The organism is Pseudomonas sp. LPH60, assembly GCF_030718165.1.
GTDB classification, from domain to species: domain Bacteria; phylum Pseudomonadota; class Gammaproteobacteria; order Pseudomonadales; family Pseudomonadaceae; genus Aquipseudomonas; species Aquipseudomonas danubii.
Genome location: NZ_JAVAJH010000001.1, coordinates 248,333 through 272,432, shown reverse-complemented (window position 1 = coordinate 272,432; position 24,100 = coordinate 248,333). Strand labels below are relative to the sequence as shown.

Here is a 24,100-nt window from a genome sequence, read left to right as displayed (position 1 = left end):
ACCGACGCACCCGCAAAACCTGTACACATAAATGTCACCAAGGGTGCCATTTATGTGTGCACTTTCAGCACCCTCCGCCCCAAAAAGTGACAGTCCTTTCTGCCGTCAACATTCATACGACAGCCAATCGCATCCGCCGAAAAATAAATACCTGTTCAAACGGTCAATTTTTAATCCATCTTTTTCATACAGTTAGGAGCAGACCATAACAAAACGAAATCAGCAGCCGATTTCATAGTTTCAAAACTGGCACAGAAGTGGCTTTAGTCGACCTATGTTTTGTATACAAAAATAGCAAAACATACATACACTAACCGTCCGCACGCCTGATCCACGACTCAAGCTGCAGATGCCCAGAACCCAGTGATTCCACCCCTGCGACGAAGATTGTCGAGCCTTGCGCTCAAGCACAGTCATCCGGGGCCGGAATCAGGAGCCGCCGGAATGCACACCAGCCCTTCCAACAACATCGCACTGGATCTGCCCTCCTCGCCGCACTCGCACCACCTGCAACAGCCCATCGCCACAACCGACCCGGACAGCGTCATCCTCAGCCCGCGCCTGCACAACCGCGACCTGGCGCCAACCAAGGTCGAAGGCCGGCGCTGGGGTGGCTACAGCATCTTTGCCCTGTGGACCAACGATGTGCACAACATCGCCAACTACTCCTTTGCCATCGGCCTCTACGCCCTGGGCCTGGGTGGCTGGCAGATCCTCCTGTCGCTGGGAATAGGCGCGGCGCTGGTGTACTTCTTCATGAACCTGTCCGGCTACATGGGACAGAAGACCGGGGTGCCGTTCCCGGTGATCAGCCGCATCAGCTTCGGCATCCATGGCGCGCAGATACCGGCACTGATCCGCGCGGTGATCGCCATCGCCTGGTTCGGCATCCAGACCTACCTGGCCTCGGTGGTATTTCGCGTGTTGCTCACGGCCATTCATCCGGGGTTCGCCGACTACGACCACAACTCGATCCTCGGCCTCTCGACCCTGGGCTGGGCCTGTTTCGTGGTGATCTGGCTGGTGCAACTGGTGATCCTCGCCTACGGCATGGAGATGATCCGCCGCTACGAAGCCTTCGCCGGGCCGATCATTCTGCTGACCGTGGCCTGCCTCGCCGGGTGGATGTACACCCAGGCCGACGGGCAGATTGCCTGGTCGATCCGCGAACCTTTGACCGGCGGAGAAATGTGGCGGCAGATCTTCGCCGGCGGCGCATTGTGGCTGGCGATCTACGGCACGCTGATCCTCAATTTCTGCGACTTCGCGCGCTCCTCGCCGTGCCGCAAGACCATCAAGGTCGGCAACTTCTGGGGCCTGCCGGTGAACATCCTGGTGTTTGCCACCATCACCGTGCTGCTGTGCGGCGCGCAGTTCCAGATCAACGGCCAGGTCATCGAAAGCCCGACCCAGATCATCGCCTCGATCCCCAATACGCTGTTTCTGGTGCTGGGCTGCCTGGCCTTCCTGATCGTCACCGTGGCGGTGAACATCATGGCCAACTTCGTCGCCCCGGCCTTCGTCCTCAGCAACCTGGCCCCCAAGTACCTGACCTTCCGCCGCGCCGGGCTGATCAGTGCGGCGCTGGCGGTGCTGATCCTGCCGTGGAACCTGTACAACAGCCCGCTGGTGATCGTGTACTTCCTCTCCGGCCTGGGCGCCCTGCTCGGCCCGTTGTACGGGGTGATCATGGTGGACTACTGGATCCTGCGCAAAGCCCAGATCCACGTGCCGCAGTTGTACAGCGAAGACCCGCAAGGCGCGTACTTCTACAGCCGCGGGGTCAATCTGCGGGCGGTGGCGGCCTTCGTGCCCGCGGCGCTGATTGCCATTGTGCTGGCCCTGGTGCCGGGCTTTGCCAGCGTCTCGCCGTTTTCCTGGCTGATCGGTGCCGGTATCGCCGGCCTGCTGTACCTGATCATCGCCAAGCGCCAACCCGGGTACGCCGATGTCAGCGGCGAATCCATCGCCGTGGACAACATCAGTCATTGAACCTGAACGGCCCGGTGCGCCGGGCCTTGAACTGCCCAACCAGCAAGGAACCCCCATGCGCATTCTCGTGGTCAACGTCAACACCACCGACTCCATCACCCAGGCCATCGCCCGCCAGGCGCAAAGCGTGGCGGCACCGGGAACGGAAATCGTCGGTTTGACCCCCTACTTCGGCGCCGAATCGGTGGAAGGCAACTTCGAAAGCTACCTGGCGGCCATCGCCGTGATGGATCGGGTGCTGGCCTACGACCAGCCCTATGACGCAGTGATCCAGGCCGGTTACGGCGAGCACGGCCGCGAGGGCCTGCAGGAGTTGCTGAATGTGCCGGTGGTGGACATCACCGACGCCGCCGCCAGCACCGCGATGTTCCTCGGCCATGCCTACTCGGTGGTAACCACCCTGGATCGCACCGTGCCGCTGATCGAGGACCGGCTCAAGCTGTCCGGCCTCTATGAGCGCTGCGCTTCGGTACGAGCCAGCGGCCTCGCGGTGCTGGAATTGGAGGAAGACCCGCTGCGGGCGGTGGAGTCCATCGTGCACCAGGCCGAACTGGCGGTAACCCAGGACAAGGCCGAGGTCATCTGCCTGGGCTGTGGCGGCATGGCCGGGCTGGATGAACAGATTCGCCAGCGCACCGGAGTGCCGGTGGTGGATGGGGTCACGGCGGCGGTGACCATCGCCGAGTCCCTGGTACGCCTGGGGCTGTCCACCTCGAAGGTGCGGACCTATGCGACGCCGCGACCGAAAAAGGTGGTTGGCTGGCCGCTGCGTTTGGGGCGCTGAGTTAGCCAGCGCCCGGGGTTGCCAGCCAGACGGCGCCTACAGGGCGCTGAAGGTTTGCGCCAGGCCCTGTTCGGCGAACTGCTCGATGACGAAGTCGACAAAAGCCCGGGTCTTGCCCGGGAGCATCTTGTGCTCGGCGTAGTAGATCGAGGTGTAGCCATCATCGACGTACCAATCCGGCAAGACCCGTTGCAGCGCGCCGGAACGCAGGTAGTTGACGGCAAACGGCATGCTCACCAGGGCCAACCCCAGGTCCTGGGCGGCCGCCACGCAGGCGGCTTCGGAATCGCTCATGGTCATGCTGGCCTTGAGCTCCAAAGGGCGCACGCCACCGCCGCGCCCGCTGAGTTGCCAGGGACGGATGCGGCCGGTCTGCGGAGAACGGATCAGGATCCCCCGGCAATGCTGCAGGTCCTCCGGATCACGGATCGGCGCTCGCCCCGCGAGATAGGCCGGGCTGGCCACCAGCACCCGATGGGCCGGTGCCAGGCGCCGGGCGACCACCCCTTGTGGCAACTCGAAACCGCCACCGATGGCGGCATCGAAGCCCTGGCCAATCAGGTCCACCTGGCGATTGTCGAAATGCCAGTCCGGCTGGATATCCGGGTAACGCTGCAGGAAGCTTGCGAGCATCGGCACGATGTAAAAACAGCCAAATACCGTTCCCATGCTGACCTTGAGCGTGCCTGCCGGGCGCCCCTGGACGGTGGACAGGCTGCTCACGGCATTCTGGATGGTCTGCAGGCTGTCGCTGACTTCTGCCAGGAACAAGCGTCCGGCCTCGGTCAGGGTCAAACGCCGGGTACTGCGCTGGAATAGACGCACACCCACCCGCGCCTCCAGCTTGGCTACGCTCTTCCCCACCGCGGCCGGGGTCAATCCCAGGCGTCGCGCCGCCTCGGCAAAGCTGCCGACTTCAGCGCTGCGGACAAAACATTCGATACTGCCGAAAGCTTCCATCACCGACCATTCCATACTTTTGGTTTACACAGAGTATAGGAATTACCCGCTACACAGCGGCCAATCAGCAGTCGATACTCGACGCCAAGCACAAGGCAACCCGACCTTGAATCTCTGGAGAAACACATGAGCAAGCACAACCTCAGCGGCAAAGTGGCCTTGATCCAAGGCGGTTCCCGCGGTATTGGCGCCGCCATCGTCGAGCGCCTGGCCGCCGAAGGCGCCAGCGTCGCCTTCACCTATGTCAGCTCCGCGAGCAAGGCCCAGACCCTTCAGGACAGCATCATCGCCAAGGGCGGCAAGGCCCTGGCCATTCAGGCCGACAGCGCCGACGCCGACGCCATTCGGGAGGCCGTGCAACGTACCGCCCAGGCCTTCGGCGGCCTCGACATCCTGGTCAACAATGCCGGGGTCCTGGCAATGGCCCCGCTGGACGAGTTCAAGCTGGAAGACTTTGACCAGACCCTGGCCATCAATATCCGCAGCGTATTCATCGCCACCCAGGAGGCTGCGCGGCACATGGGCGAAGGCGGACGCATCATCAATATCGGCAGCACCAATGCCGAGCGCATGCCCTTCGCCGGTGGCGGTCCCTACGCCATGAGCAAGGCCGCGCTGGTGGGCCTGACCAAAGGCCTGGCGCGGGACCTGGGACCACGGGGCATCACCATCAACAACGTCCAGCCCGGCCCGGTGGACACCGACATGAACCCGGCCGACGGCGCCTTTGCCGAAAGCCTGCTGGATCTCATGGCCGTGCGTCGCTATGGCCGCGCCGAAGAAATCGCTGGCTTCGTGGCCTATCTCGCCGGGCCCGAAGCGGCCTACATCACTGGCGCCAGCTTGAGCATCGACGGCGGTTTCAGCGCCTGATCCGTCAACGCAAAAAAAAACCGGGCCACCTGTAGCGGGTGGCCCGGTTGCTTGCGCGGCATCCGCCAACGGCTGCCGCAGAGGGCGAACCGACTGGCAACGCCTTCCTTTCTCCCTACCCGTTTCCTTGCGACCTCAGGCCCACACCAGATGCGGCAAACCACAGACGGCGGGCTGAAACCCCGTGAGCGAGCGCAGAATCCCGTCAGCGTGGGCGAACTTGCTATCCGCCATGGCCGGATCGGGCACCGCAAGCACCCGCATCCCTGCGGCCTTGGCAGCCGTCACGCCGAAGGGCGAGTCCTCGAACACCAGGCACTCCCCTGGGGCTACCCCCAGGCGCCGGGCCGCGGTGAGGAAGATATCCGGCGCCGGCTTGGCCGCCGTCACTTCCGGGTCATCGGCGGTGACAATGGTGTCGAACAGCGCAAACCAATCGCCATGGCGGGTGATTTTCTCGCCGAAGGACTTCTGCGACGAGCTGGTGCCCACTGCGATTGGCACCTGGTGCTGCTTCAAATGGCGTACCAGTTGCTGAGCCCCCGGCATGGCCTCGGCTCGAGGAAAGCGCTCACGCATCAAGGGCTCGCGCATGACCAGGAACTCTTCGGCGCTGATGGGCAGGTCCAGGGCCTCGACCACGTAACGCGCCAGATCGGCGGCACCGCGTCCGATGATGTTTTGCTTGATGGTCCAATCGTAGGTGCGGCCATAACGCTCGGCGATCAACTGCGTGATCTCAGTGTAGATACCTTCGGTATCCAGGAGCAGACCGTCCATATCGAAAATGACCGCCTTGATCGGTCCCAAATCATTCAACTGTGCATTCATCGCATCTGATCCGTTAGCAAAAGTACATTCCAGGGAGCGGCTCAGGTACGGCCCGTTATGTTCGGCAACGCGTCAATTAAAGGATTCAGCAGCATAGCGGCGGGGCTGGGTCAGGAGCAACCGAGGGGCAAGGCACAGAGTGCGAGAGGCGGGATAGTTTCAGTCGCCAGGATCGAGCTCGCTCTCTCCTTCTTCAGGCCCTTCCTGCAGTGGCACCAGCGCATCATCCATCAAGGAGCCGGGATCTTCATTCCCCGGGTCGTTGATCACCAACGGTGTCGCTGGGCCGGGCTCGACATTAGCGGGCATTTCACGGGGCATGATCCTCTCCTTAAACAGCGGGACGGGCTGCATCAAGTATGGCGAAGCCCTGGGCAACGCGCACAAAAAACCCGGCGCGGGGCCGGGCTATTTTTGAACGAGAGCCTAAATCAATGACGCTTCTTGTGCCCCATGCTGCTCCCCAGGGCCCCACCCGCTGCACCACCAATGCCGGCACCCACGGTGGACCCAGTGCTGCCGCCCAGGCGATTGCCGATCAGCGAGCCACCAGCCGAGCCCAGGCCACCGCCAATCGCAGCCTTGGTCCGACTGCCCTTGCGCGCCCCCGCCGCACTACCGGCCGCCCCGGCCACACCCGCACCAATAGCCGCCCCGGTGCTGCCGCCGAGCTGTTGCCCGACCACATTGCCCAGTGCACCGCCAAGACCACCACCAATGGCGGCAGTGCCATCGCCAGCCATCGCACCTTGAGCCAGCAGAAGTCCTACAACCAGGGCAGGTAAAGTTGAACGCATGACTTGAACCTCAAAAAAAGACTGTCGAACTGACACAAAAGCCCAGCGCGCGCCACCCGCTGCGGAGCGTAACGGCAACACCCGGTTGCTCTCCGGTGGGTTGGACCGCGGATTCTAAAAGAGTTTTATCGTCGCGCAAAAAAAAGCCCGCTGGGGAACGGGCTAGGGGTACTGCTTTTAACGGATGGTTTGAGCGTACGCAGGCAGATGTGAAGATTCTGTGAAAAGTACCCGCGACTGGGAGCAACAGACGCGGATCACACAATTTCCCATCCTGCCAACATCTTCAGTTCACCTTCTGAAGATGCTCGAAGCCGATCAATACAGGCCAGCCCCTTGGTTGGCTACCCCGCCACTGCTTCGATAACGGCCTGATCGCTCACTGGCAACAGTGATCTCAGCGAATGCTGCGAATGCTGCCCTTGTTGCCTTTGACAGTGACCGAGACTTTCTTGAAGACGAAGTAGTTTTCTTCGCTGACTTCATAGCGTGGAGCCACGATCAGGTCGGCACCGGAAGACTTGACTGCCTTGAAGGCAGCAGCCGACTTGACCGCACTCACTGGATCCAGGCCCAGACCACCCAGGCCGCCGCCAGTATCGCCACCGTAGGTCACGCCATCAGCAAACTGGCTATCGCCACCAAACTGCAGGAAACCAAAGAGGATATTCACCGACGACTGGCCCGAGATTGCCTCGCCCACTGCTACATCTGCTTTCAGGTCAGCCTTGACCTGGCTATCGATGGGCGACGATGGCTGGCTGATGTTGTAGCTGGTGCAACCAGTGGCTGCGGCTACGAGAGTGGACAGTGCGAGGAGTTTGAAAATAGCTTTCACGTTTATTTCCTTATCGCTTTTCATATAAAGGCATCATCGCTGGATGCGCAGCCCCGTTTGAATCGGGATAAGGAACATATCGCCAGTTATAGCCAATTGAGATAAGAGATTTCCCAAAAACACAAAGGATCTCTCTTTACTTAAGCCATCTCACTGGCGACAAACAATTAATACGACTACCCAAAATCTAAAAAAAGATTAATACACAAACAATGACAAGAAAGTTATGACCTCAACCAACCACCGCAAATGGACCGGGCTGCTTGGCGACCAGCCCTCAGCTCTAGCAGCGCGACAGAAAACCCATCACAGAGTATCGCGCGGTGCAAACGGGAAACTTTATCGCCAACAGGACTATTGGCAATATCTGGACCTCTCTCAAATCACCCATCTTTTCGGATTACAACTATCAATCCTGATAGACATCCAGATTTAACATTTTGCGGGCAATAAAAAGCCCCGTATCTAACGGGGCACTCAAAACTTAAAATCACTTTCTCTTTGGCGTTGCCTTGGGAAAGAACATGGTATTACTGGCTACCGGCAGCGGCGCAGTTTTCTTTCTGCTACTGACTCGGGATTGTTCTTCGACTTCAAATGCGGCCTGACCGCAACGCACCAAGTTGTTGATTGGGAACTCATCCCCGTTGTCTTCGATATAGGCAAGACTCCTCATATCCCAGCTCCCTCCAACAACCGATCAGTACCGGCAAGCTCCTGATTGCCTGGAAAATACTGACCGTCACGGAAATTCAGACTAGCCAGTCATTTGTCGACCTGCCCTCCAAACCAGACAAGTGCCGACGAGTGGCAAGGCATCAGAGGAAAAAATGATCCAGAGCACATTTCCGGGCTCATGAACCCGACGACCGCTTGATATGGCAGCACGTCCATTCAGAAATCAGCGGGGGCTTGGCATCCAATTGCCTTATGAAGTGGTGGCGTACAAGTCTAGAAATGGAGACATTTTCAGGGAGAGCATCTACACCAGGCTCGTCAAATTCGAACCCTTGGGCAGCTCTTTCCATGAGAAAAATCCAGACCATTACCAGCTTGTCAATAGTGCTGTTGAGCGACTGAACAGGAGGTCGCGCGGTGGTAGGCTTTCATGGCGTCACATTACGCGCGTGCCCGATCTGTTCGGATTACTGATAAAGGCAGGTCAGGCTATGCATAAGCCGCATATCAGCCAACTGAAAGGATTCGAACATGAAAAATTCCATAACTGTTCTGGCCGTTTCCGCGACGCTCGCTTTCACCGCAACTGTCGCGAACGCCTCCGTGCATCAGGCCCCGATCAAGGCTCCCCAGACCGTCAATCAGATGACAGCCTCAGTTGACACTCCTTTCGGACCCCATCAGACAACTGGCGAAATCCAGATGGCCAGCCTGGCCAGTAGTTGCTCTGATGATCGATATTCCTGGTGGGAATACAGCGGCTGGGAAATCGTCGGCTGTCTCATAAGCGGCCAGTGGTAACTATTCTGACAGGCCTGGTGCGCGACTTACGCAGTCAGCACGCACCAGAGCCTGTCAGCCCAGCCACACACGACTTCGAAGATACAGACGCCCTCATACTTTTTACCCGGCAATAGCCCTCGCCAGCAGACAATTGCTTCTGGTTTAGAGGCAACCCTTGTTGCGTCTTCGAAATGGGACTTGAGCTACAAAATACCTTTCCATGTGTATGCTGCCGCGGACAACGCTCAGTGAATTCGACCTCGGCCATTTCGCCGAGATATATACAGCTCATTCACTGCACAAGGGGGCAACGCTTAACCAGTTGTTATCCACCCGACGCCACTGAAAAACACCCAACGGCCCCATGCGGGTCCCAGAGGGAGATTATTCAGACGCCAAAAACCACAAACCCCCGACTTTCTCTAGGAAAATCAGGGGTTTGTGTTTGTAGAATGTGGCGGTGAAGGAGAGATTCGAACTCTCGATACAGTTTCCTGTATACACACTTTCCAGGCGTGCTCCTTAAGCCACTCGGACACTTCACCGTATCTCTTCAAACCGATTCAGTCTGTCGAGGCGCGCTAATGTAGTCGATAGCTTTTCAGATGGCAAACTTTTTTTTCAGAATTTTCATGCGCTTAAGGCCGATCCCTGCTTGAAGGGGCTTCGCCCTCCATCGACGACAAGGCAAACCGGCCATTCTCCAGCCTTGCCTACAGCTATATAGAAGAAACCACCCGTTACCCGCAGCGCCATACAGGCCGATGTCAGGTCCCAAGCCTGACTCACCAGTCAGTCACGGCGCTTTACCAGATCTATCGTGGTGGGTAACTTCTGCTGCACTTCAATACAAGGAATTGCGTCATGAGTGAGTTGATTTCCTACCATCTCGAAGACGGTATCGCGACCCTGACCTTGAGCAATGGCAAGGTCAATGCCATCTCCCCGGACGTGATTGCCGCTTTCAATGCCGCGCTGGATCAAGCAACGGCCGATCGCGCAGTGGTGATCATTACCGGTCAGCCAGGGATTCTTTCCGGTGGCTACGATCTCAAAGTGATGACTGCCGGCCCCAAAGAAGCCGTGGCGCTGGTGACCCTGGGTTCGACCCTGGCTCGCCGCCTGCTGTCCCACCCCTTCCCGGTGATCGTCGCCTGCCCCGGCCACGCTGTGGCCAAGGGCGCGTTCCTGCTGCTGTCGGCGGACTACCGTATCGGCGTCGACGGGCCGTTCAGCATCGGCCTCAATGAAGTACAGATCGGCATGACCATGCACCACGCGGGGATCGAGCTGGCCCGTGACCGTCTGCGGCGCTCGGCCTTTCATCGCTCGGTGATCAATGGCGAGATGTTCGATCCCCAGAGTGCTGTGGATGCCGGCTTCCTCGACAAGGTGGTGAGCGCCGAGGAACTGCAAGGCGCCGCCCTGGCTGCCGCGCGTCAACTGAAGAAAATCAACATGCTGGCCCACAAGAACACCAAGCTGAAAGTGCGCAAGGCGCTGCTGGAGACTTTGGACAACGCCATCATCCAGGATCAGGAACACCTGGGCTAAAACACCTGCCTTCCCCGATCCAGCCCGACCTGCGTGTCGGGCTTTTTGCATTGGCCTGAACACCCAGCGCCCACCGCTCTAGACTGCTGCCAGCCATCGCAGTCGGAAACATGCCCTTAAACATCGCCCATCTCCCGGCTGAGAACGGTAATTGCCGAAAACAGTGCACATCCGTACACTGCGCCACCTTTTGTCCCCGGTGGGCCGTTTAGATGCTGTATCTGTTTCGCATGTCGTTGATGGGCCTGCACTTTATCCTGGCCGGCAGCCTGGGCCTGCTGCTGGGACTGTGCCGCCCGTTCAACCCCGACAACAGCCGCCTGTGCGCCCGCCTCTACGCCTGGCCGGCGATGTGCATTCTGCGCCTGAGGGTCAAAGCCGAAGTCGGGCCACTGATGGACAAACCCGAGAGCTGCGTGATCATCGCCAACCACCAGTCCAACTACGACCTGTTCGTGTTCGGCAACGTGGTACCACGGCGCACCGTGTGCATCGGCAAGAAGAGCCTGAAATGGGTGCCTTTGTTCGGCCAACTGTTCTGGTTGGCGGGCAATGTTCTGATCGATCGCGGCAACCCGCACAAGGCCCGACGCTCGATGCTCACCACCACCCAGACCCTGCAGCACAAGAACACCTCGATCTGGGTCTTCCCGGAGGGCACACGCAACTTCGGCGAAGACCTGCTGCCCTTCAAGAAAGGCGCCTTCCAGATGGCCATCGCCGCCGGCGTGCCGATCGTGCCGGTGTGCGTCAGCAGCTACATCAAGCACATGCACCTGAACCGCTGGAACAGTGGCAAGATCCTTATCCGTTCGCTGCCGGCTATCCCCACGGCCGGGCTGACCATGGACGACATGCCCTTGCTGATTGCCCAGTGCCGCGAGCAGATGCGCGAGTGCATTGCCGACATGGATCGCCAACTGCAAGCGGCCTGAAACCGCCGGCCCATCTGTGACGCCACCAAGCCCGCCTCGTGCGGGCTTTTATTTGTCGCCGAACTCAAGCTGCGCCAGTGACTCTGATGCTGCATTGCAGGCTAAGCTGCTGCTGATCTGTCATCGCCACCATTGATAAGAAGAAGTGAACCGCAACCATGGGTAGAGTTGTTGCTGCCGCCGTTTATAGCGGCGGGAAGAAAGTCGCTGATATCAGCCTCGACGAAGGGGCTGCCTGGGCCGCAAAACCCGGCCACTTCGTCTGGATCGGCCTGGAAGAACCCAATGCCCACGAGCTGGCCAATCTGCAGCGCCAGTTCAACCTGCACGAACTGGCCATTGAGGACGCCCTGGAGAAACACAGTCGGCCCAAGCTGGAAACCTTCGGCGACGCACTGTTCATCGTCACCTACTCCCCCGTGCGGACCGACGGCAAGCTGGAGTTCATCGAAACCCACATCTTTGCCGGCAACGGTTACATCATCACCGCCCGCAACGGCCAATCGGCTTCCTACGGCTATGTCCGCCAGCGCTGCGAGGCGCGCCCACTGTTGCTCGAGCACGGCGAAGACTTCGTCCTCTATGCCTTGCTGGACTTCGTCACCGAGAACTACCAGCCGGTCAGCGAGGCCATCCACGGGGAAATCGACGAGCTGGAACGCAATGTGCTGAGCAACTCACTGAACGAGCGCGATATCCAGAACCTTCACGGCCTGCGCCGCGACGTGCTGCGCCTGCGCCGTTATGTGGCGCCCATGGTGGAGATCAGCGAGGAGTTGCAGAAGCTCAGCTTTCCGTTCATCGACAAGAACATGCGCCCGTACTTCCGTGATGTGCAGATTCATGTCACTCGGCAGATGGAAGACCTGTCGACCCTGCGCGACATCGCCAGCCAGACCATCGAGATCGGCGTGCTGCTGGAGGCTTCCCGGCAAAGCATCGTGCAACGCAAGTTCGCCGCCTGGGCGGCGATCCTGGCGTTTCCAACAGCGGTAGCCGGGATCTACGGGATGAACTTCCAGAACATGCCGGAACTGAGCTGGCACTACGGCTACTTTGGGGTATTAGGCTTCATCAGTGTCGGCTGTGTCGGTCTCTGGGCCAGCTTCAAGCGCTCAGGCTGGCTCTGAGGGACGATGGCCCTGCCCTTGCGGCAGGGCCACGGGCGCACTCAGGCGGCTTCAGGCTTGTGAGCGACGAAGCGCATCATCCACTCCGCAACGGTGGTGCCGTGATGATCGTGCTCAAGGCTGGCCACGCCTTTCTGGTAGATCTGCTCGCCGAGAAACTCCTGGCGCAGATCCAGCAGGGCCCGGGAGTAATCGTGGATGAACTCGGGATGCCCCTGGAAGCACAGCACCTGGTCGTTGATGTGGTAGGCCGCGAAGGGGCAGAAATCGCTGGAGGCGATCACCGTGGCATTTTCCGGCAACGCGGTGACCTGGTCCTGGTGACTGATCAACAGGGTCAGTTCCTCCACCACCGGGCTCATCCACGGGGCCTTGGCCGCCAACTTGTAGCTGTGGGTTCCCACGCCCCAGCCCTGAACCGCCCGCTCGCTCTTGCCCCCCAGGAGCAACGCCAGCAACTGATGACCAAAGCAGATGCCCAACAGCTTGTCGCCGCGCTCGTAGCGACCCAAAAGATAGGTCCTGAGGGTTTCGATCCAGGGATCGGTACCGAAGGAATCGGCCTTGCTGCCCGTCACCAGATAGGCATCGAACTCCAGCTCATCGCCGGGATACTCGCCCTGGACCACGTTGTAGACGCTGAACTGGGCGGCGATGGGCTGCTGGGAAAACAGACGCTGGAACATCTGCCCGTAACCCTGATATTGATCGACCAGTTCGGGACGCAGGATATCGGTTTCAAGAATGCAGATGCGTAGCGACATAAAAAATTCCTGACAAGGCGATGGCAATAATGAACACCCCAGAGCCTGCCTTGAAATACCACGGCAAGGCAAGCCCCGGGGCGGGTCATTTACTGCATGTCTGCGTCAGAACAACTGGCCCTGGCGGGCCTTTTCCAGAAGCAGCGTCGGCGGAGTGAAACGCTCGCCGTACTGCTCCGCCAGGTACTGCGCACGAGCGACGAAATCCTGCACCCCGTACTGATTGATGAACTGCAGGGCGCCACCGCTCCAGGCCGCAAAACCGATACCAAAGATCGAGCCGATATTGGCGTCAGCGGTGGACTGCAACACGCCCTCCTCCACACAGCGCACGGTTTCGATGGCCTGGATGAACAGCAGGCGGTCGCGCACATCCTGGGGCGAGATCTGCCCGTCGGCCTTGTAGAAGCGCGTGTGCAATTGTGGCCACAGGTGCTTCTGGCCGCCGGCCGGGTAGTCGTAGAAGCCGCCTCCGGCAGCCTTGCCCGCTCGCTTGTATTCGTTGAGCAACAAATCGATCACGGCAAATGCCGGATGCTCGATGGCAGGCCGGCCTTCGGCCTGCAAGTCCTTGGTGGTCTGCTGGCGAATATGACTCATCAGGCTCAGGGAAACCTCATCGGAGATTGCCAGCGGTCCGACGGGCATCCCGGCCTTGCGCGCCTCGGCTTCGATCATCGGTGCCGCGATGCCTTCGCCCAGCATGGCGATGCCTTCGTTGGTAAACGTACCGAACACCCGGGAGGTGAAGAAACCGCGGCTGTCATTGACCACAATCGGGGTCTTCTTGATCTGCAGGACGAAGTCGAAACCTCGAGCCAGGGTTTCATCGCTGGTCTTCGCCCCTTTGATGATTTCCACCAGAGGCATTTTCTCCACCGGGCTGAAGAAATGCAGACCGATGAACTTGTCCGGATTGGGTACTGCGGTGGCCAGCCCGGTAATGGGCAAGGTGGAGGTGTTGGAGGCAATCACGGCGTCCGCGCCGACCACCTGCTGGGCAGCCCTGGACACCTTGGCCTTGAGTTCTCGATCCTCGAATACGGCTTCGATGATCAGGTCGCAGCCGGCCAGGTCGGTCTCTTCAGCCGTGGTGAGAATCCGCGCCAAGATTGCCTCGCGCTGCTCGTTGCTCATGTGTCCGCGCGCGACTTTTTTCTCCAGTAACGCTGCCGCGTGGGCCTTGCCCTTCTCCGCCGCTTCGCGGCTTATATCCTTTAGCACCACCTCGATGCCTGCGACGGCACTGACGTAGGCAATCCCCGCGCCCATCATCCCGGCACCGAGTACCCCGAGTTTTTTCGTGGTCTGCGGCGCTATGCCTTGAGGACGTGAACCGCCGGCATTGATCTGGTTGAGCTGGAACCAGAAGGTGCCGATCATGTTCTTCGCCACCTGGCCGGTGGTCAGCTCGGTGAAGTAGCGGGTCTCGATCAGTTGCGCGGTGTCGAAGTCCACCTGGGCGCCTTCAACGGCGGCGCAGAGGATCTTCTCCGGTGCCGGGAAGCAGCCCTGGGTCTTGTTCCGCAGGATCGACGGGGCGATGGCCAGCATTTGCGCCACTTTCGGGTTCGCCGGCGTGCCTCCGGGAATCTGATGACCGCGCACATCCCAAGGTTGCCTGGCGGCCGGGTTGGCCTGAATCCAGGCCCGAGCCCTGGCCAGCAGGTCGTCGCGGTCTGTCGCCAGTTCGTCGATCAGGCCAGCCTGCAGCGCCTGCTGCGCACGCACTTTCTTGCCCTCCAGCAAATAAGGCAAGGCCTTCTCCAGGCCCAGCATGCGCACCATGCGCACCACGCCACCGCCACCGGGCAGCAGGCCCAGGGTCACTTCCGGCAGACCGATCTGTAGCGACTTGTCGTCCAGTGCAATTCGGCGATGGCAGGCCAGACAGATCTCCCAGCCACCGCCCAGGGCGGCGCCGTTGATCGCGGCGACCACGGGCTTGCCCAGGGTCTCCAGGGCACGCAACTGGCCCTTGAGGGTCAGCACCATGTCGTAAAAGGCCTTGGCCTGCGGCTTGCCGACCTTGATCAGCTCATTGAGGTCACCACCGGCAAAGAAGGTCTTTTTCGCCGAGGTAATGATCACCCCGGCAATGGAATCCTGTTCGGCCTGCAGCCGGGCCACGGCAGCGGCCATGGCATCGCGGTACACCGCGTTCATGGTATTGGCGCTCTGGCCCGGCATATCGATGGTCAGGACAACGATCTGGTCCTGGCCCTTTTCGTAACGGATGGCATCGGTCATGAAGGAAATTCCTTGAAGTCGGGGCTCAGAGGCGTTCGATGATGGTGGCGATACCCATACCGCCGCCGACACACAGGGTGGCCAGGCCATAGCGCTGGCGCCGGACTTCCAGCTCGTCGAGCAAGGTGCCGAGAATTGCGCAACCGGTGGCGCCCAGTGGATGGCCCATGGCGATGGAGCCGCCGTTGACGTTGACCTTGGCCGGATCGATGGCCATGTCCTTGATGAACTTGAGCACCACCGAGGCAAAGGCTTCGTTGACCTCGAACAGGTCGATGTCCTCGACTCGCAGCCCGGCCTTGGCCAGGGCCTTGCGAGTGGCCGGTGCCGGGCCGGTAAGCATGATGGTGGGATCGGTGCTGGTCACCGCAGTGGCAACGATCCGCGCCCGGGGCTTGAGTCCCAGCTCCCGGCCCTTGGCTTGCGAGCCGATGAGCATCAGCGCCGCACCGTCGACGATTCCTGAGCTGTTGCCCGGGGTGTGCACATGGTTGATGCGTTCCACATGGCTGTAGACCCGCAGCGCAGTGGCGTCGAAGCCCATCTGCCCCATCATCTCGAAACTCGGCTTGAGGTTGCCCAGGCCTTCCAGGGTCGAATCGGCACGAATGAACTCGTCATGGTCCAGCAGCACGATGCCGTTCTGGTCCTGAACCGGCACCAGGGACTTGCCGAAGGCACCGCTGGAGCGCGCACGGGCAGCCTTCTGCTGGGATTGCAGGGCAAAGCGGTCGACGTCCTCGCGAGAGAAACCTTCCAGGGTCGCAATCAGGTCGGCACCTATCCCCTGGGGCGTGAAATGACTGTGCATGTTGGTCTCTGGGTCCAGTACCCAGGCGCCGCCATCACTGCCCATGGGGACCCGCGACATGGACTCGACGCCACCGACCACCACCAGTTCCTCGAAGCCCGAGAGCACCTTCATCGCGCCCAGGTTGACCGCCTCCAGCCCCGAGGCGCAGAAGCGATTGATCTGCACCCCCGCCACGCTCACATCCCAGTCCGCTGCCTGGACGGCGGTCTTGGCGATATCGGCCCCTTGATCGCCGATGGGGGTCACGCAGCCCAGGACCACGTCGTCCACCTGGCTGGTGTCCAGCTCGCAACGTTGTTGCAGGGCCCGCAACAGGCCGGCTACCAGATTCACCGGTTTCACACTGTGCAAGGCGCCATCAGCCTTGCCTTTGCCACGGGGCGTGCGTAACGCATCGAATATCAAAGCTTGGGTCATGACGTCCTCGAACCGCTATCCAGGGGGGAAATGTCGAGCTCCCACATTAGGCGCGGCAGCGACGGATTCAATGACCGATGCGCTCAGCCGCCTTGACGGTGACGCTCAGACGAACGGTAGGCAGCTAAGCGATCCACCGATGAAGGGTCGCGAGCTGTCTAGCCAAAGGGCGGCCACGCGGTATGCGGGCGGATTTATAGCTTTTTCAGAAAGTGCAGCTATAACTTCATACGAATTGGATCTAAGCCAGAGGATTCAAGGCCCCTAAGGTAGAAACTGTAGGAAGTCCCAGACGGATTCTGCGCCGGGACAGATCAGAAAAAGGACACATAGCCGGCTCATCGTAAAAAAACAGCGACCGGCGTGCATAGATGCTCAGGAATAACAACAAAAGGCATTCAGCCATGTTCAAACATTCGAAAGTACGCCAGGCGGGGCTCATTCTCTTTGCAACCACACTGCTGCTGATCTTGCCGAACCTCACCAAAGTGATCGGCTGATCTGTGGCTGCTCGACCAACGAGATAGAAAATCGCCCCCCGGTTCCTACCGGGGGACAGTTTTGCGTGCCAGTCTTCCCGAGGAACTGGAGGACGTTAACAGCATCGGTGCCGAGGGCCTGGCCCAGCAGTTGCGCAACGTGGTGCTGGCCCCCAACGCCACGGTGGTGAGCTAAAGCGACACTGGCCAGCATGCCCTGGAAGCCGAAGATACCCTGGTCAAACGCGACCATTTCGGTATCGTCAACGGCGGTAACCATGAAAAACTCCGGGCTGCCCTGTTCGACCATGTGTCGCAACCAGAGGATGTACTCCCCGGCGACGAACCCACTGACGACGATCCGATGGACATCAATTGAAAGCTCTCATCCTTTGCGCTGCTCTGTTGTCGAGCAGTCCGCTACACGCTGCGCAACTGCTGATCGACCTGGGCTCAGACAGCCGCACCTGGCAAACCGAAGAACTGCTCAAGCACCCCGAAGCCCGGGACATCCGCATCAAGGACGATGTGTCCTACAAGCGCGAGATGCAGTACCGAGCCGTGCCCATGGCGGCCCTGCTCAAGGGCCTCAAGGCCGAGGACCATCTGCAAGCCGTGGCTCTGGACGGCTTTGCCGCAGAGTTGAACGCCGCGCCCCTGCTCAATCGCAAGGGCGCCCAGGCCTGGCTGGCCATTGAGGACCCTGACAAACCCTGGCCGTCACTGGCAGCGGACAAGCCCAGCGCCGGACCTTTCTACCTGGTATGGAGCAATCCTGCGGCCGGGCACATCAGCCCCGAGCAATGGCCATTCCAGGTTGCACGCATTCAGCGCCTGGCGCCGGTGGCGGAGCGTTTCCCGGCCCTGGGCCCGGACCCGAAGCTGGCGGTCGATGATCCAGTCAACCAAGGGTTCGCCCTGTTCCAGAAAAACTGCCTGGCCTGCCACCGACTCAATGGCGCTGGCGACTCTCAGTTCGGACCGGACCTGAACATTCCCTATAACCCCACCGAGTATTTCGGCAGTGATTTTCTCAAGCGCTATATCCGCGATCCGCAAAGCCTGAGGCGCTGGCCCCAGGCGAAAATGCCTGGGTTCAGCAACAGCGTCCTGCCGGATGGGGAGCTGGAATTGTTGCTGGAGTACCTCCGGCATATGGCGGGGCGCAAGCAGATTCCTTGAGTCCCTTTCGCCAGCGAGCCGGCGCTTGCAGAAGTGACTGCTGCTTGCACCATCCTGGTATGCATGTGTTCGCCGGCACCGCCCCGGCGAAAGCCTCGGCCGCGCAGGTAGCCACATCCATTGCCCTCAATGTGTAGGCCATGAGCTGGTTAAGCCCTGCATCAGCTCGACCAGAGCGGCACGATCACAGCGCCTTGCGCATTGCTGACTGGCAAATTCACGCAACGCTTCATCAGCCTCGCTCAGGCGAGCACCTGCTGGCGCTCACTGTCGTGGGGCGTCAGGCTCAAGTAGTGGGTGCTGGTTCGTACCGGATGCTGGTGCTGGTAGCGATAGGCGGTTGCGTGGCTGGTGGAGAGTCTCACGCCGCCTCCAGGTAGGCACGGTGAATGGCATCGCCCAACTGGCGCACCCGGGGAATGAAGTCGGTCAGCCAGGCATGCAGGCCCTCGTCGAGAATTTCATCAATGCCGATGCAGCGCAGACGCGCATTCATCTGCGCCGCAAGACGCTGGGCCGGAAGCCCGTTGTCCCCTGGCAGGCTGGCGAGGATCTGGTCGATCTCTTCGGTGCAGGCGCGCAATGAGCGCGGCACGTCGGCATGCAACAGCAGCAACTGGGCGACATGCCGGGCTCCGGGAGCTTCGCGGTAGATCTCGGTATAGGCCTCGAAGGACGACAGGGCGCGAAGCAAGGCGCTCCATTGGTAATACGCACGGGCGGTACCGTCACCGACCGCATCAACCTGGTCGCCAGTCATCTCGTAGCGTGCATCCAGCAGGCGCAGGGTGTTGTCGGCCCGTTCGATAAAGGTGCCCAGGCGGATAAACCGGAAGGCATCGTTGCGCATGATGGTGCCGTAGGAGGCTCCGCGAAACAGGTGGCAGCGCTCCTTGATCCATTCGCAAAAGCGGTTCATGCCGTAGGTACTGAGACCTTGGCGGGCAATCTGTTGAATATCCAGCCAGGTGGCGTTGACGTTTTCCCACATATCGGCGGTGATCCGCCCGCGTACCGCGTGGGCACAGGCCCGGGCCGAACCCAGGCAACTGTAGATACTGGCCGGATTGGCAGCATCCAGGGCAAAGAACTGCAACAGCCGCTCGGCAAGCAGCGTCTCATGGCGAGCCTGGTAGTCTTCAAGGGTGCCGGTGATCAACAGCGGCATGGCCAGTTCGTGCAGGCCGTCACCGTGCCCATCCTGGGGCATCAGCGACAGCGAATAGCTGACGTCGAGCATCCGCGCGAGGTTTTCCGCGCGCTCCAGATAACGGGACATCCAGTACAGGTCTGAAGCGGTTCGACTCAACATGGCAGGCGTCCTTAATCCTCCACTACCCAGGTGTCCTTGGTGCCGCCAACCTGGGAGGAGTTCACCACCAGGGAGCCTTCACGCAGGGCCACACGAGTAAGACCACCGGACACCACACGGGTTTCGCGATCGGCGAGGACAGGCCGCAACCTGGCGTGTCTACCCTCGCTGCGCGAAGCCGCTGCCCTTCCTTTGTACGTAATGGCCAGGCGCAGGTTTTGGCTATCACCAGCATAGTCAGAGTTGATTTCACCGCCGGGGGACACACGGGGATAATCGCCCCATCGAGCAAACACTTCACCAAGCCTGATGAAGTTGCTGCTGCAACCTTGATGACGCCGATGACAACCGGGTCCGGGCTCTCCCGACCGGTTCCCTCTCCTGACCGGTCTTCCCTTTTAGCCACCCTATCGGGTGGCTTTTTTTTGCCTTTGCGGCCCCTGAAAACACAATTGGCCGACCCGCAGGTCAGCCAATTGTCAGTCTCGATGCACACAACCTTAGCTATAACAGACGCCCACGGATCTCCTGTTTCACCCCCCAGCCTTCAATGATACCGCCCAGGGGTTCGACCACTGCCTCGAAGTCCTGTTCAAAATCCCCGATGCCGCCATGGGTGGCGTACATCACCTTGCTCAACTCCAGATACCAGGCGCCGTCGTCACGCACGCTGACCTGGGCATTCAAGGATTCACCGCGAAACTGCCCTGCCGCCCTGCGTGCCCGCTCCTCATCCGGGAAAATGGCGTAGAACTCGATGGGATGGAATCGTGAAAAGTCAAAACCGCCTTCTTTCATGCGGCGCAACACACTGCTGCTGAGGTCTTCTTGAAAGGCTGTGCTCATGAAACGTCCTCCTCAAACCGATGGATAGACTTTCCGTGCTTCCCGACCCGCCGGCCAAAAGTGACCGACATCACGACCCGGGGCGGGTCGTCAGGAAACAAGCATGGAGCTGACAAGATCAGAGCTTAGCGAAGAATTCGCTGATCTCGTTTGCAGATTAGCGCCAACACCTGGACGACGCCAGAAATTGCTGTCGGAGCCCTCTCTGCTCTCATTACATCGGCGTAATGCTGAGAATCTGAATGCTGTTGTGCTCTTTCAAGCTCTTGAGGGTGGGGGCATCGGTGCGCCCATCCAGATCATTGAGATCCAGTTCGGCGCTCACTGGCAGCAACCTGGCCCGGACCAATTGTGCGGCGCGTTCCAACGTCGGTTGCTGCTCGCAATCGAACTGCTCGACGGACTGGACGCCATGATCATCCACGAAAGTGACTTGCCACTTTTGCATCAACGCCTCCTTGATAGCCCCATGAGTGGACCTACAGCATCTCGACCTTGAGTGCGAGGCAAACGTTCCACAGTGCTGGCGGGAACAAACCAATAAAAAGACCGCCCGGAGGCGGCCTTGATGAATCCCGTGGACAATCAGCCGATTACGGCTTTTCGGCACGGGCCTTGAGCGCCTTCAAAGTGTTGAAGGGCGCGTCCACCACGAACTTGTTGGCCAGCCAGGACGGCACGCTGCCACCCGGCTCGGTATGCACCTGGTAGGTCACTTCCACCTGATCGGCCCCTTTGGGCACAAACTTCCAGTAACCCTCAACCTGGGACACACGCACGAAGCCTTTCTCTTCGGGAATGTAGGTGGGCACGCCTTCCAGCTTACGGGTCAGGCTGCCATCGGCGGCCTCGCTGGAGGTAATGTGCAGCACCGAGTCACGGGCAGTCACTGGCCAGGGGGTATTGAACTGAGTGTAGGTCCAGCTTTGATCGCCCTCATGCTTGAGCAGCTTCTGGCTCTTGCACTCATGAATCCAGGAGCAGGCACCGGCCACGTCTTCCTGCAGCGCGCGAAGCTTGGCGATGGAGGTCTTCATGGTGGTGACGCCGCGATAGGCCTTGTATTTGGAACCGGCCACTTCACTCAAGGAAATCTTGATGCCGTCTTCATCCTTGGCCGTTTGCCAATCTTCGGCGTGGGCCGTTGCCGACAGCAGCACGGTTAAACCACAGAGCACAGCAATTCGATGCAGCGAACCCATTGTCTTATTCCTTATTGTTGAAGTTCCGTTCATTAAAACTAAGCAGCCGTCACTTGTTCCCACCAACCGAGCAAACGGATGGCGTCTTCTCGACTTTCGCCACACACCTCAGGATCCGCCTGAAATGCCCCACAAACCGCTGGCCGCTCCGGCCTGCCGAAAAGACCGCACAGGTGTTCGACAGAAAGGTGCAGGCAACGTTCTCCCGCCGGCTTGCCATTGGGCATTCCGGGAATCGGCGTACTGATAGAAGGGGCAATGCAGCAAGCGCCACAACCTTCACGGCAGTTCATGACGAAAAGCTCCTCGCGACAAGCATAGTGTTGAATGAGGCCGGACAAGAGTAACCGCTAAAACAGCCGTTTAAAATTACTCAAAGAACGGATTTGACGCACAACCGTGCGTGACTGATCAGTCTCCGACAAAGTGCCGGTCAACTCGGTCACAGAGTGGTTGATGAATTTACTGCTTGAACTCGAAATCCAGGGCAGCGCCCTCGATATCCCGACGCTCCTCGTTGCGTAACTGCAGCTGCATTTCGTTGCTGAGCAATCGACCGTTGAGTTGGAACGGACTGCTGTCCTTGGGCTTCTCGCCAAACATCTGCGGCAGCAGAGGCTCGCGCTTGGGCAGCGGCAGCGCTCCCACAGGCTGCAAGTGCTTGACCATTTCCGGTGGCAGGCTCAAGTCGAGCTTGGGGCTGGCCAGAGGTGTGTTGATATCTTGATAGGCCCACTTGGACTTGGCCTTCTTGGGCGCAGGCTTGGTCTTTTTCTTGGGCTGGGCTTTGCTGGCATTGGCGGACGGCTTGGTCTTGCTCGCTGGCGCCTGCTTGGTGCTGGAGGCCTTGCTTGAATGAGTAACGCTGGCAGCCGGTTTATCCGGGGTCGAGGCCGCCTGGACAGGCGCCGCAACGACTCCCAAGAGGCAAGCACTCAACCAGATGGCAGGAAAAAAGGCTTTCATAAAGGCAGGTAGATCGACAAAAGGTGCCCTATGCTCGCTTGTTGCAAGCCCCATGACAAGCATGGGACCGCACTGTCTAGAATCCGCCGGACGCTTCTTGGCATAACTGACTGGCGAGCATGCCCAGGGTCATCAAGGCTCGCTCGGCCTCGCGGTTCCAAGGTGTCCCGCAATTCAGGCGCACGCAGTGGTTGAACTGTTCGGTGTTACTGAAGATCAACCCCGGAGCGATGCTGATGCCCTGCTGCAAAGCCCGCACGTGCAGTTCCTGGGTGTTGACCCGTCCCGGCAGGCTGACCCAGAGAATGAACCCGCCGTTGGGCCGGGTAATCTGCGTACCTTCCGGAAAATGCTGCTGCACCGCCAGTTGAAAGGCGCTGAGGTTCTTGCGGTATTCCTGGCGGATGTAGCGCAAATGACGGTCATAACCACCGTTCTCCAGATACGCCGCAACCCCCATCTGCGTCACGCTGCACGCGGAATGGGTACTGAAGGTCTGCAGGCGCTGGATCTCCTGCTGATACTTGCCAGCAATCATCCAGCCGATACGCACTCCCGGCGATAGGGTCTTGGAGAAGCTTGAGCAGTAGATCACCCGGTCCAGGCGGTCATAGGCCTTGAGGGCCTTGGTGCGCCCCACTTCGAACATCAACTCGCCGTAGATATCGTCCTCGACCACCTGGATATCGAAGTCCGAAGCCAGGCGCAGCAGTTGCTTCTGCCGCTCCTCCGGCATGGTTCCACCCAGGGGGTTGCTCAGGCGCGTAGTCAGTACCAGGGCCTTGATCGACCATTGGTTGGCCGCCAGCTGCAGGGCCTCAAGGCTCATGCCCGTAGAGGGGTCGCTGGGAATCTCGATGACCTTGAGCCCCAGTAGGTCCGCCAATTGCAGCAGCCCGTAATAGGTCGGCGATTCCGCGGCGATCAGATCACCCGGCCGGGTCAGGACCCGTAGGGACATCTGCAAGGCATCGACGCATCCGTGGGTAATCACCACTTCCGAAGGGTCGACCACGACCCCGGCATCGCGCATGCGAATCGCCACCTGACGCCGCAAGGGCTCGAATCCCGGGCTGAACATATAGCTGAACGCCCGCGGACTGTGAAAACGCGTGACCTTGGCCAATTGCTGGTGCAGCGCCCGCACCGGCAAATAGTCAACGCTGGGCACTGCCGCCCCCAGGGGAAACACTCCCTCGCGACGGGACTCCACCAGCACCTGCTGAATAATGCTGCTGCGCGTGACCAGTCCTGGACGTTCGACCCGGGCAATATCCGGGGTCGGCGCGGTCAGAGCCGGGGTCTGGTGCACGTAGTAACCCGATTGGGGACGCGCGCGGATCAGTCCCTGATCTTCCAGATTGGCGTAGGCCTGGAGCACCGTGGCGTGGCTGACATTGAGCTGCGAGCTCATCTTGCGCACCGACGGTACGCGCTCCCCCGGCTGGTAGACACCACGGCGAATATCCTCAGCCAGTTGCTGAGCGATACGTTGATAGAGCAAGAGATTGGTCATGGCGCAGCACTCGATTTCACGGCGTTTTATTCTTGTGTGAAACAATACCGGCACAGTTTAGAAGTGTACTGGGACAGTTTCTACAATAGTCGAGGACACAGGGCAGTGAAAAGTAGAACTGTCGAGTTTTTGCGACACCCTCAGACATAAAAAAACCCAACGCTTGCGAGGCGTCGGGCTTTTCAGGGGCAAAAGGA

24 protein-coding genes, 1 tRNA gene and 2 pseudogenes are annotated in these 24,100 nt (G+C 59.9%); 8 read left to right on the top strand and 19 right to left on the bottom strand.

The window, feature by feature from the left end:
• Positions 1 to 444: 444 nt before the first annotated feature.
• Together Q8O96_RS01365 and Q8O96_RS01360 are read left to right on the top strand one after the other, a co-directional pair.
• Complete coding sequence (locus Q8O96_RS01365; protein WP_102863864.1) at positions 445 to 1,992, top strand: NCS1 family nucleobase:cation symporter-1; 1,548 nt, start codon at positions 445 to 447, stop codon at positions 1,990 to 1,992.
• 55 nt (positions 1,993 to 2,047) lie between these two features.
• Positions 2,048 to 2,776 carry an aspartate/glutamate racemase family protein gene (locus tag Q8O96_RS01360; RefSeq protein WP_102863865.1) on the top strand — a complete coding sequence of 243 codons (729 nt, stop codon included), beginning with the start codon at positions 2,048 to 2,050 and terminating at the stop codon, positions 2,774 to 2,776.
• Positions 2,777 to 2,812: 36 nt separating this feature from the next.
• On the opposite strand, the gene Q8O96_RS01355 is transcribed toward Q8O96_RS01360, so the two are convergent.
• Complete coding sequence (locus tag Q8O96_RS01355) at positions 2,813 to 3,736, bottom strand: LysR family transcriptional regulator (protein ID WP_102863866.1); 924 nt, start codon at positions 3,734 to 3,736, stop codon at positions 2,813 to 2,815.
• A gap of 126 nt (positions 3,737 to 3,862) precedes the next feature.
• Between Q8O96_RS01355 and Q8O96_RS01350 the strand changes: the two genes are divergently transcribed.
• Complete coding sequence (locus Q8O96_RS01350) at positions 3,863 to 4,609, top strand: 3-oxoacyl-ACP reductase family protein (RefSeq protein WP_102863867.1); 747 nt, start codon at positions 3,863 to 3,865, stop codon at positions 4,607 to 4,609.
• 135 nt (positions 4,610 to 4,744) lie between these two features.
• Here Q8O96_RS01350 and Q8O96_RS01345 read toward each other — a convergent pair whose 3' ends face one another.
• The 5 genes from Q8O96_RS01345 to Q8O96_RS01325 form a co-directional block, all read right to left on the bottom strand.
• Complete coding sequence (locus tag Q8O96_RS01345; protein ID WP_305948237.1) at positions 4,745 to 5,440, bottom strand: HAD-IA family hydrolase; 696 nt, start codon at positions 5,438 to 5,440, stop codon at positions 4,745 to 4,747.
• Positions 5,441 to 5,599: 159 nt separating this feature from the next.
• Complete coding sequence (locus Q8O96_RS01340) at positions 5,600 to 5,761, bottom strand: hypothetical protein (RefSeq protein WP_305948236.1); 162 nt, start codon at positions 5,759 to 5,761, stop codon at positions 5,600 to 5,602.
• 110 nt (positions 5,762 to 5,871) lie between these two features.
• Entirely contained in the window at positions 5,872 to 6,237 is a 366-nt protein-coding gene (locus tag Q8O96_RS01335) for a glycine zipper domain-containing protein (RefSeq protein ID WP_102863869.1), read from the bottom strand.
• Positions 6,238 to 6,634: 397 nt separating this feature from the next.
• Positions 6,635 to 7,099 (bottom strand): hypothetical protein, encoded by a 465-nt coding sequence (locus Q8O96_RS01330; protein ID WP_243433774.1) that lies wholly within the window; start codon positions 7,097 to 7,099, stop codon positions 6,635 to 6,637.
• Positions 7,100 to 7,565: 466 nt separating this feature from the next.
• The gene (locus tag Q8O96_RS01325) at positions 7,566 to 7,751 is read right to left on the bottom strand and encodes a hypothetical protein (RefSeq protein WP_102863871.1); all 186 of its coding nucleotides are present in this window, start codon (positions 7,749 to 7,751) and stop codon (positions 7,566 to 7,568) included.
• 533 nt (positions 7,752 to 8,284) lie between these two features.
• Between Q8O96_RS01325 and Q8O96_RS01320 the strand changes: the two genes are divergently transcribed.
• Positions 8,285 to 8,554: a hypothetical protein gene (locus tag Q8O96_RS01320; RefSeq protein ID WP_102863872.1), complete on the top strand. Its 270-nt coding sequence runs from the start codon at positions 8,285 to 8,287 to the stop codon at positions 8,552 to 8,554.
• Positions 8,555 to 8,991: 437 nt separating this feature from the next.
• Here the strand turns inward: Q8O96_RS01320 and Q8O96_RS01315 are convergent.
• Positions 8,992 to 9,081 (bottom strand) — tRNA-Ser (locus Q8O96_RS01315).
• A 319-nt stretch (positions 9,082 to 9,400) separates the two neighbouring features.
• Here Q8O96_RS01315 and Q8O96_RS01310 point away from each other — a divergent pair.
• From Q8O96_RS01310 to Q8O96_RS01300, 3 genes are all read left to right on the top strand, one after another.
• The gene (locus Q8O96_RS01310) at positions 9,401 to 10,090 is read left to right on the top strand and encodes a crotonase/enoyl-CoA hydratase family protein (RefSeq protein WP_102878956.1); all 690 of its coding nucleotides are present in this window, start codon (positions 9,401 to 9,403) and stop codon (positions 10,088 to 10,090) included.
• Positions 10,091 to 10,302: 212 nt separating this feature from the next.
• The gene (locus tag Q8O96_RS01305; RefSeq protein WP_305948235.1) at positions 10,303 to 11,025 is read left to right on the top strand and encodes a 1-acyl-sn-glycerol-3-phosphate acyltransferase; all 723 of its coding nucleotides are present in this window, start codon (positions 10,303 to 10,305) and stop codon (positions 11,023 to 11,025) included.
• Positions 11,026 to 11,183: 158 nt separating this feature from the next.
• Positions 11,184 to 12,155 carry a magnesium and cobalt transport protein CorA gene (locus tag Q8O96_RS01300; RefSeq protein ID WP_102863875.1) on the top strand — a complete coding sequence of 324 codons (972 nt, stop codon included), beginning with the start codon at positions 11,184 to 11,186 and terminating at the stop codon, positions 12,153 to 12,155.
• A gap of 41 nt (positions 12,156 to 12,196) precedes the next feature.
• Here Q8O96_RS01300 and Q8O96_RS01295 read toward each other — a convergent pair whose 3' ends face one another.
• The 3 genes from Q8O96_RS01295 to Q8O96_RS01285 form a co-directional block, all read right to left on the bottom strand.
• Positions 12,197 to 12,919 (bottom strand): amidotransferase, encoded by a 723-nt coding sequence (locus Q8O96_RS01295; protein WP_102863876.1) that lies wholly within the window; start codon positions 12,917 to 12,919, stop codon positions 12,197 to 12,199.
• A 105-nt stretch (positions 12,920 to 13,024) separates the two neighbouring features.
• Positions 13,025 to 15,169 (bottom strand): 3-hydroxyacyl-CoA dehydrogenase NAD-binding domain-containing protein, encoded by a 2,145-nt coding sequence (locus tag Q8O96_RS01290; protein WP_305948234.1) that lies wholly within the window; start codon positions 15,167 to 15,169, stop codon positions 13,025 to 13,027.
• Between the two features lie 25 nt (positions 15,170 to 15,194).
• Positions 15,195 to 16,400, bottom strand: coding sequence for an acetyl-CoA C-acetyltransferase (locus tag Q8O96_RS01285; RefSeq protein WP_102863878.1), 1,206 nt, complete (start codon positions 16,398 to 16,400; stop codon positions 15,195 to 15,197).
• Between the two features lie 854 nt (positions 16,401 to 17,254).
• Here Q8O96_RS01285 and Q8O96_RS01280 point away from each other — a divergent pair.
• Positions 17,255 to 18,061, top strand: coding sequence for a cytochrome c (locus Q8O96_RS01280; protein WP_305948233.1), 807 nt, complete (start codon positions 17,255 to 17,257; stop codon positions 18,059 to 18,061).
• An 82-nt stretch (positions 18,062 to 18,143) separates the two neighbouring features.
• Here Q8O96_RS01280 and Q8O96_RS01275 read toward each other — a convergent pair.
• The 9 genes and pseudogenes from Q8O96_RS01275 to Q8O96_RS01235 all read right to left on the bottom strand — a co-directional run.
• Positions 18,144 to 18,426: pseudogene (locus tag Q8O96_RS01275) on the bottom strand (hypothetical protein); the annotation flags it as partial.
• Positions 18,423 to 19,373, bottom strand: coding sequence for an alpha-E domain-containing protein (locus Q8O96_RS01270; RefSeq protein WP_305948232.1), 951 nt, complete (start codon positions 19,371 to 19,373; stop codon positions 18,423 to 18,425). The gene Q8O96_RS01270 and the pseudogene Q8O96_RS01275, both read right to left, overlap by 4 nt.
• 11 nt (positions 19,374 to 19,384) lie before the next feature.
• Positions 19,385 to 19,534: pseudogene (locus Q8O96_RS01265) on the bottom strand (circularly permuted type 2 ATP-grasp protein); the annotation flags it as partial.
• A gap of 343 nt (positions 19,535 to 19,877) precedes the next feature.
• Positions 19,878 to 20,219 (bottom strand): ribonuclease E inhibitor RraB, encoded by a 342-nt coding sequence (locus tag Q8O96_RS01260; protein WP_102863882.1) that lies wholly within the window; start codon positions 20,217 to 20,219, stop codon positions 19,878 to 19,880.
• Between the two features lie 214 nt (positions 20,220 to 20,433).
• Entirely contained in the window at positions 20,434 to 20,667 is a 234-nt protein-coding gene (locus Q8O96_RS01255) for a hypothetical protein (protein ID WP_305948231.1), read from the bottom strand.
• Positions 20,668 to 20,812: 145 nt separating this feature from the next.
• On the bottom strand, positions 20,813 to 21,421 hold the full coding sequence (locus Q8O96_RS01250) for an START domain-containing protein (RefSeq protein ID WP_102863884.1): 609 nt from the start codon (positions 21,419 to 21,421) through the stop codon (positions 20,813 to 20,815).
• Positions 21,422 to 21,459: 38 nt separating this feature from the next.
• On the bottom strand, positions 21,460 to 21,714 hold the full coding sequence (locus tag Q8O96_RS01245; protein ID WP_102863885.1) for a YkgJ family cysteine cluster protein: 255 nt from the start codon (positions 21,712 to 21,714) through the stop codon (positions 21,460 to 21,462).
• A gap of 169 nt (positions 21,715 to 21,883) precedes the next feature.
• Entirely contained in the window at positions 21,884 to 22,387 is a 504-nt protein-coding gene (locus Q8O96_RS01240; RefSeq protein ID WP_102863886.1) for a translation initiation factor 2, read from the bottom strand.
• Positions 22,388 to 22,463: 76 nt separating this feature from the next.
• A complete protein-coding gene (locus Q8O96_RS01235; protein ID WP_102863887.1) occupies positions 22,464 to 23,903 on the bottom strand; it encodes a PLP-dependent aminotransferase family protein in 1,440 nt (479 codons plus the stop codon).
• Positions 23,904 to 24,100 lie beyond the last annotated feature (197 nt).

What these genes read in the sequence shown, in the direction of transcription:
- Q8O96_RS01270 (WP_305948232.1), bottom strand. Translation starts at nt 19,373, where the DNA reads ATGTTGAGTCGAACCGCTTCAGACCTGTACTGGATGTCCCGTTATCTG.
- Q8O96_RS01295 (WP_102863876.1), bottom strand. Translation starts at nt 12,919, where the DNA reads ATGTCGCTACGCATCTGCATTCTTGAAACCGATATCCTGCGTCCCGAA.
- Q8O96_RS01350 (WP_102863867.1), top strand. Translation starts at nt 3,863, where the DNA reads ATGAGCAAGCACAACCTCAGCGGCAAAGTGGCCTTGATCCAAGGCGGT.
- Q8O96_RS01335 (WP_102863869.1), bottom strand. Translation starts at nt 6,237, where the DNA reads ATGCGTTCAACTTTACCTGCCCTGGTTGTAGGACTTCTGCTGGCTCAA.
- Q8O96_RS01245 (WP_102863885.1), bottom strand. Translation starts at nt 21,714, where the DNA reads ATGAACTGCCGTGAAGGTTGTGGCGCTTGCTGCATTGCCCCTTCTATC.
- Q8O96_RS01260 (WP_102863882.1), bottom strand. Translation starts at nt 20,219, where the DNA reads ATGAGCACAGCCTTTCAAGAAGACCTCAGCAGCAGTGTGTTGCGCCGC.
- Q8O96_RS01290 (WP_305948234.1), bottom strand. Translation starts at nt 15,169, where the DNA reads ATGACCGATGCCATCCGTTACGAAAAGGGCCAGGACCAGATCGTTGTC.
- Q8O96_RS01300 (WP_102863875.1), top strand. Translation starts at nt 11,184, where the DNA reads ATGGGTAGAGTTGTTGCTGCCGCCGTTTATAGCGGCGGGAAGAAAGTC.
- Q8O96_RS01235 (WP_102863887.1), bottom strand. Translation starts at nt 23,903, where the DNA reads ATGACCAATCTCTTGCTCTATCAACGTATCGCTCAGCAACTGGCTGAG.
- Q8O96_RS01340 (WP_305948236.1), bottom strand. Translation starts at nt 5,761, where the DNA reads ATGCCCCGTGAAATGCCCGCTAATGTCGAGCCCGGCCCAGCGACACCG.
- Q8O96_RS01240 (WP_102863886.1), bottom strand. Translation starts at nt 22,387, where the DNA reads ATGAAAGCCTTTTTTCCTGCCATCTGGTTGAGTGCTTGCCTCTTGGGA.
- Q8O96_RS01305 (WP_305948235.1), top strand. Translation starts at nt 10,303, where the DNA reads ATGCTGTATCTGTTTCGCATGTCGTTGATGGGCCTGCACTTTATCCTG.
- Q8O96_RS01325 (WP_102863871.1), bottom strand. Translation starts at nt 7,751, where the DNA reads ATGAGGAGTCTTGCCTATATCGAAGACAACGGGGATGAGTTCCCAATC.
- Q8O96_RS01310 (WP_102878956.1), top strand. Translation starts at nt 9,401, where the DNA reads ATGAGTGAGTTGATTTCCTACCATCTCGAAGACGGTATCGCGACCCTG.
- Q8O96_RS01255 (WP_305948231.1), bottom strand. Translation starts at nt 20,667, where the DNA reads ATGCAAAAGTGGCAAGTCACTTTCGTGGATGATCATGGCGTCCAGTCC.
- Q8O96_RS01250 (WP_102863884.1), bottom strand. Translation starts at nt 21,421, where the DNA reads ATGGGTTCGCTGCATCGAATTGCTGTGCTCTGTGGTTTAACCGTGCTG.
- Q8O96_RS01355 (WP_102863866.1), bottom strand. Translation starts at nt 3,736, where the DNA reads ATGGAAGCTTTCGGCAGTATCGAATGTTTTGTCCGCAGCGCTGAAGTC.
- Q8O96_RS01330 (WP_243433774.1), bottom strand. Translation starts at nt 7,099, where the DNA reads ATGAAAAGCGATAAGGAAATAAACGTGAAAGCTATTTTCAAACTCCTC.
- Q8O96_RS01360 (WP_102863865.1), top strand. Translation starts at nt 2,048, where the DNA reads ATGCGCATTCTCGTGGTCAACGTCAACACCACCGACTCCATCACCCAG.
- Q8O96_RS01345 (WP_305948237.1), bottom strand. Translation starts at nt 5,440, where the DNA reads ATGAATGCACAGTTGAATGATTTGGGACCGATCAAGGCGGTCATTTTC.
- Q8O96_RS01285 (WP_102863878.1), bottom strand. Translation starts at nt 16,400, where the DNA reads ATGACCCAAGCTTTGATATTCGATGCGTTACGCACGCCCCGTGGCAAA.
- Q8O96_RS01320 (WP_102863872.1), top strand. Translation starts at nt 8,285, where the DNA reads ATGAAAAATTCCATAACTGTTCTGGCCGTTTCCGCGACGCTCGCTTTC.
- Q8O96_RS01365 (WP_102863864.1), top strand. Translation starts at nt 445, where the DNA reads ATGCACACCAGCCCTTCCAACAACATCGCACTGGATCTGCCCTCCTCG.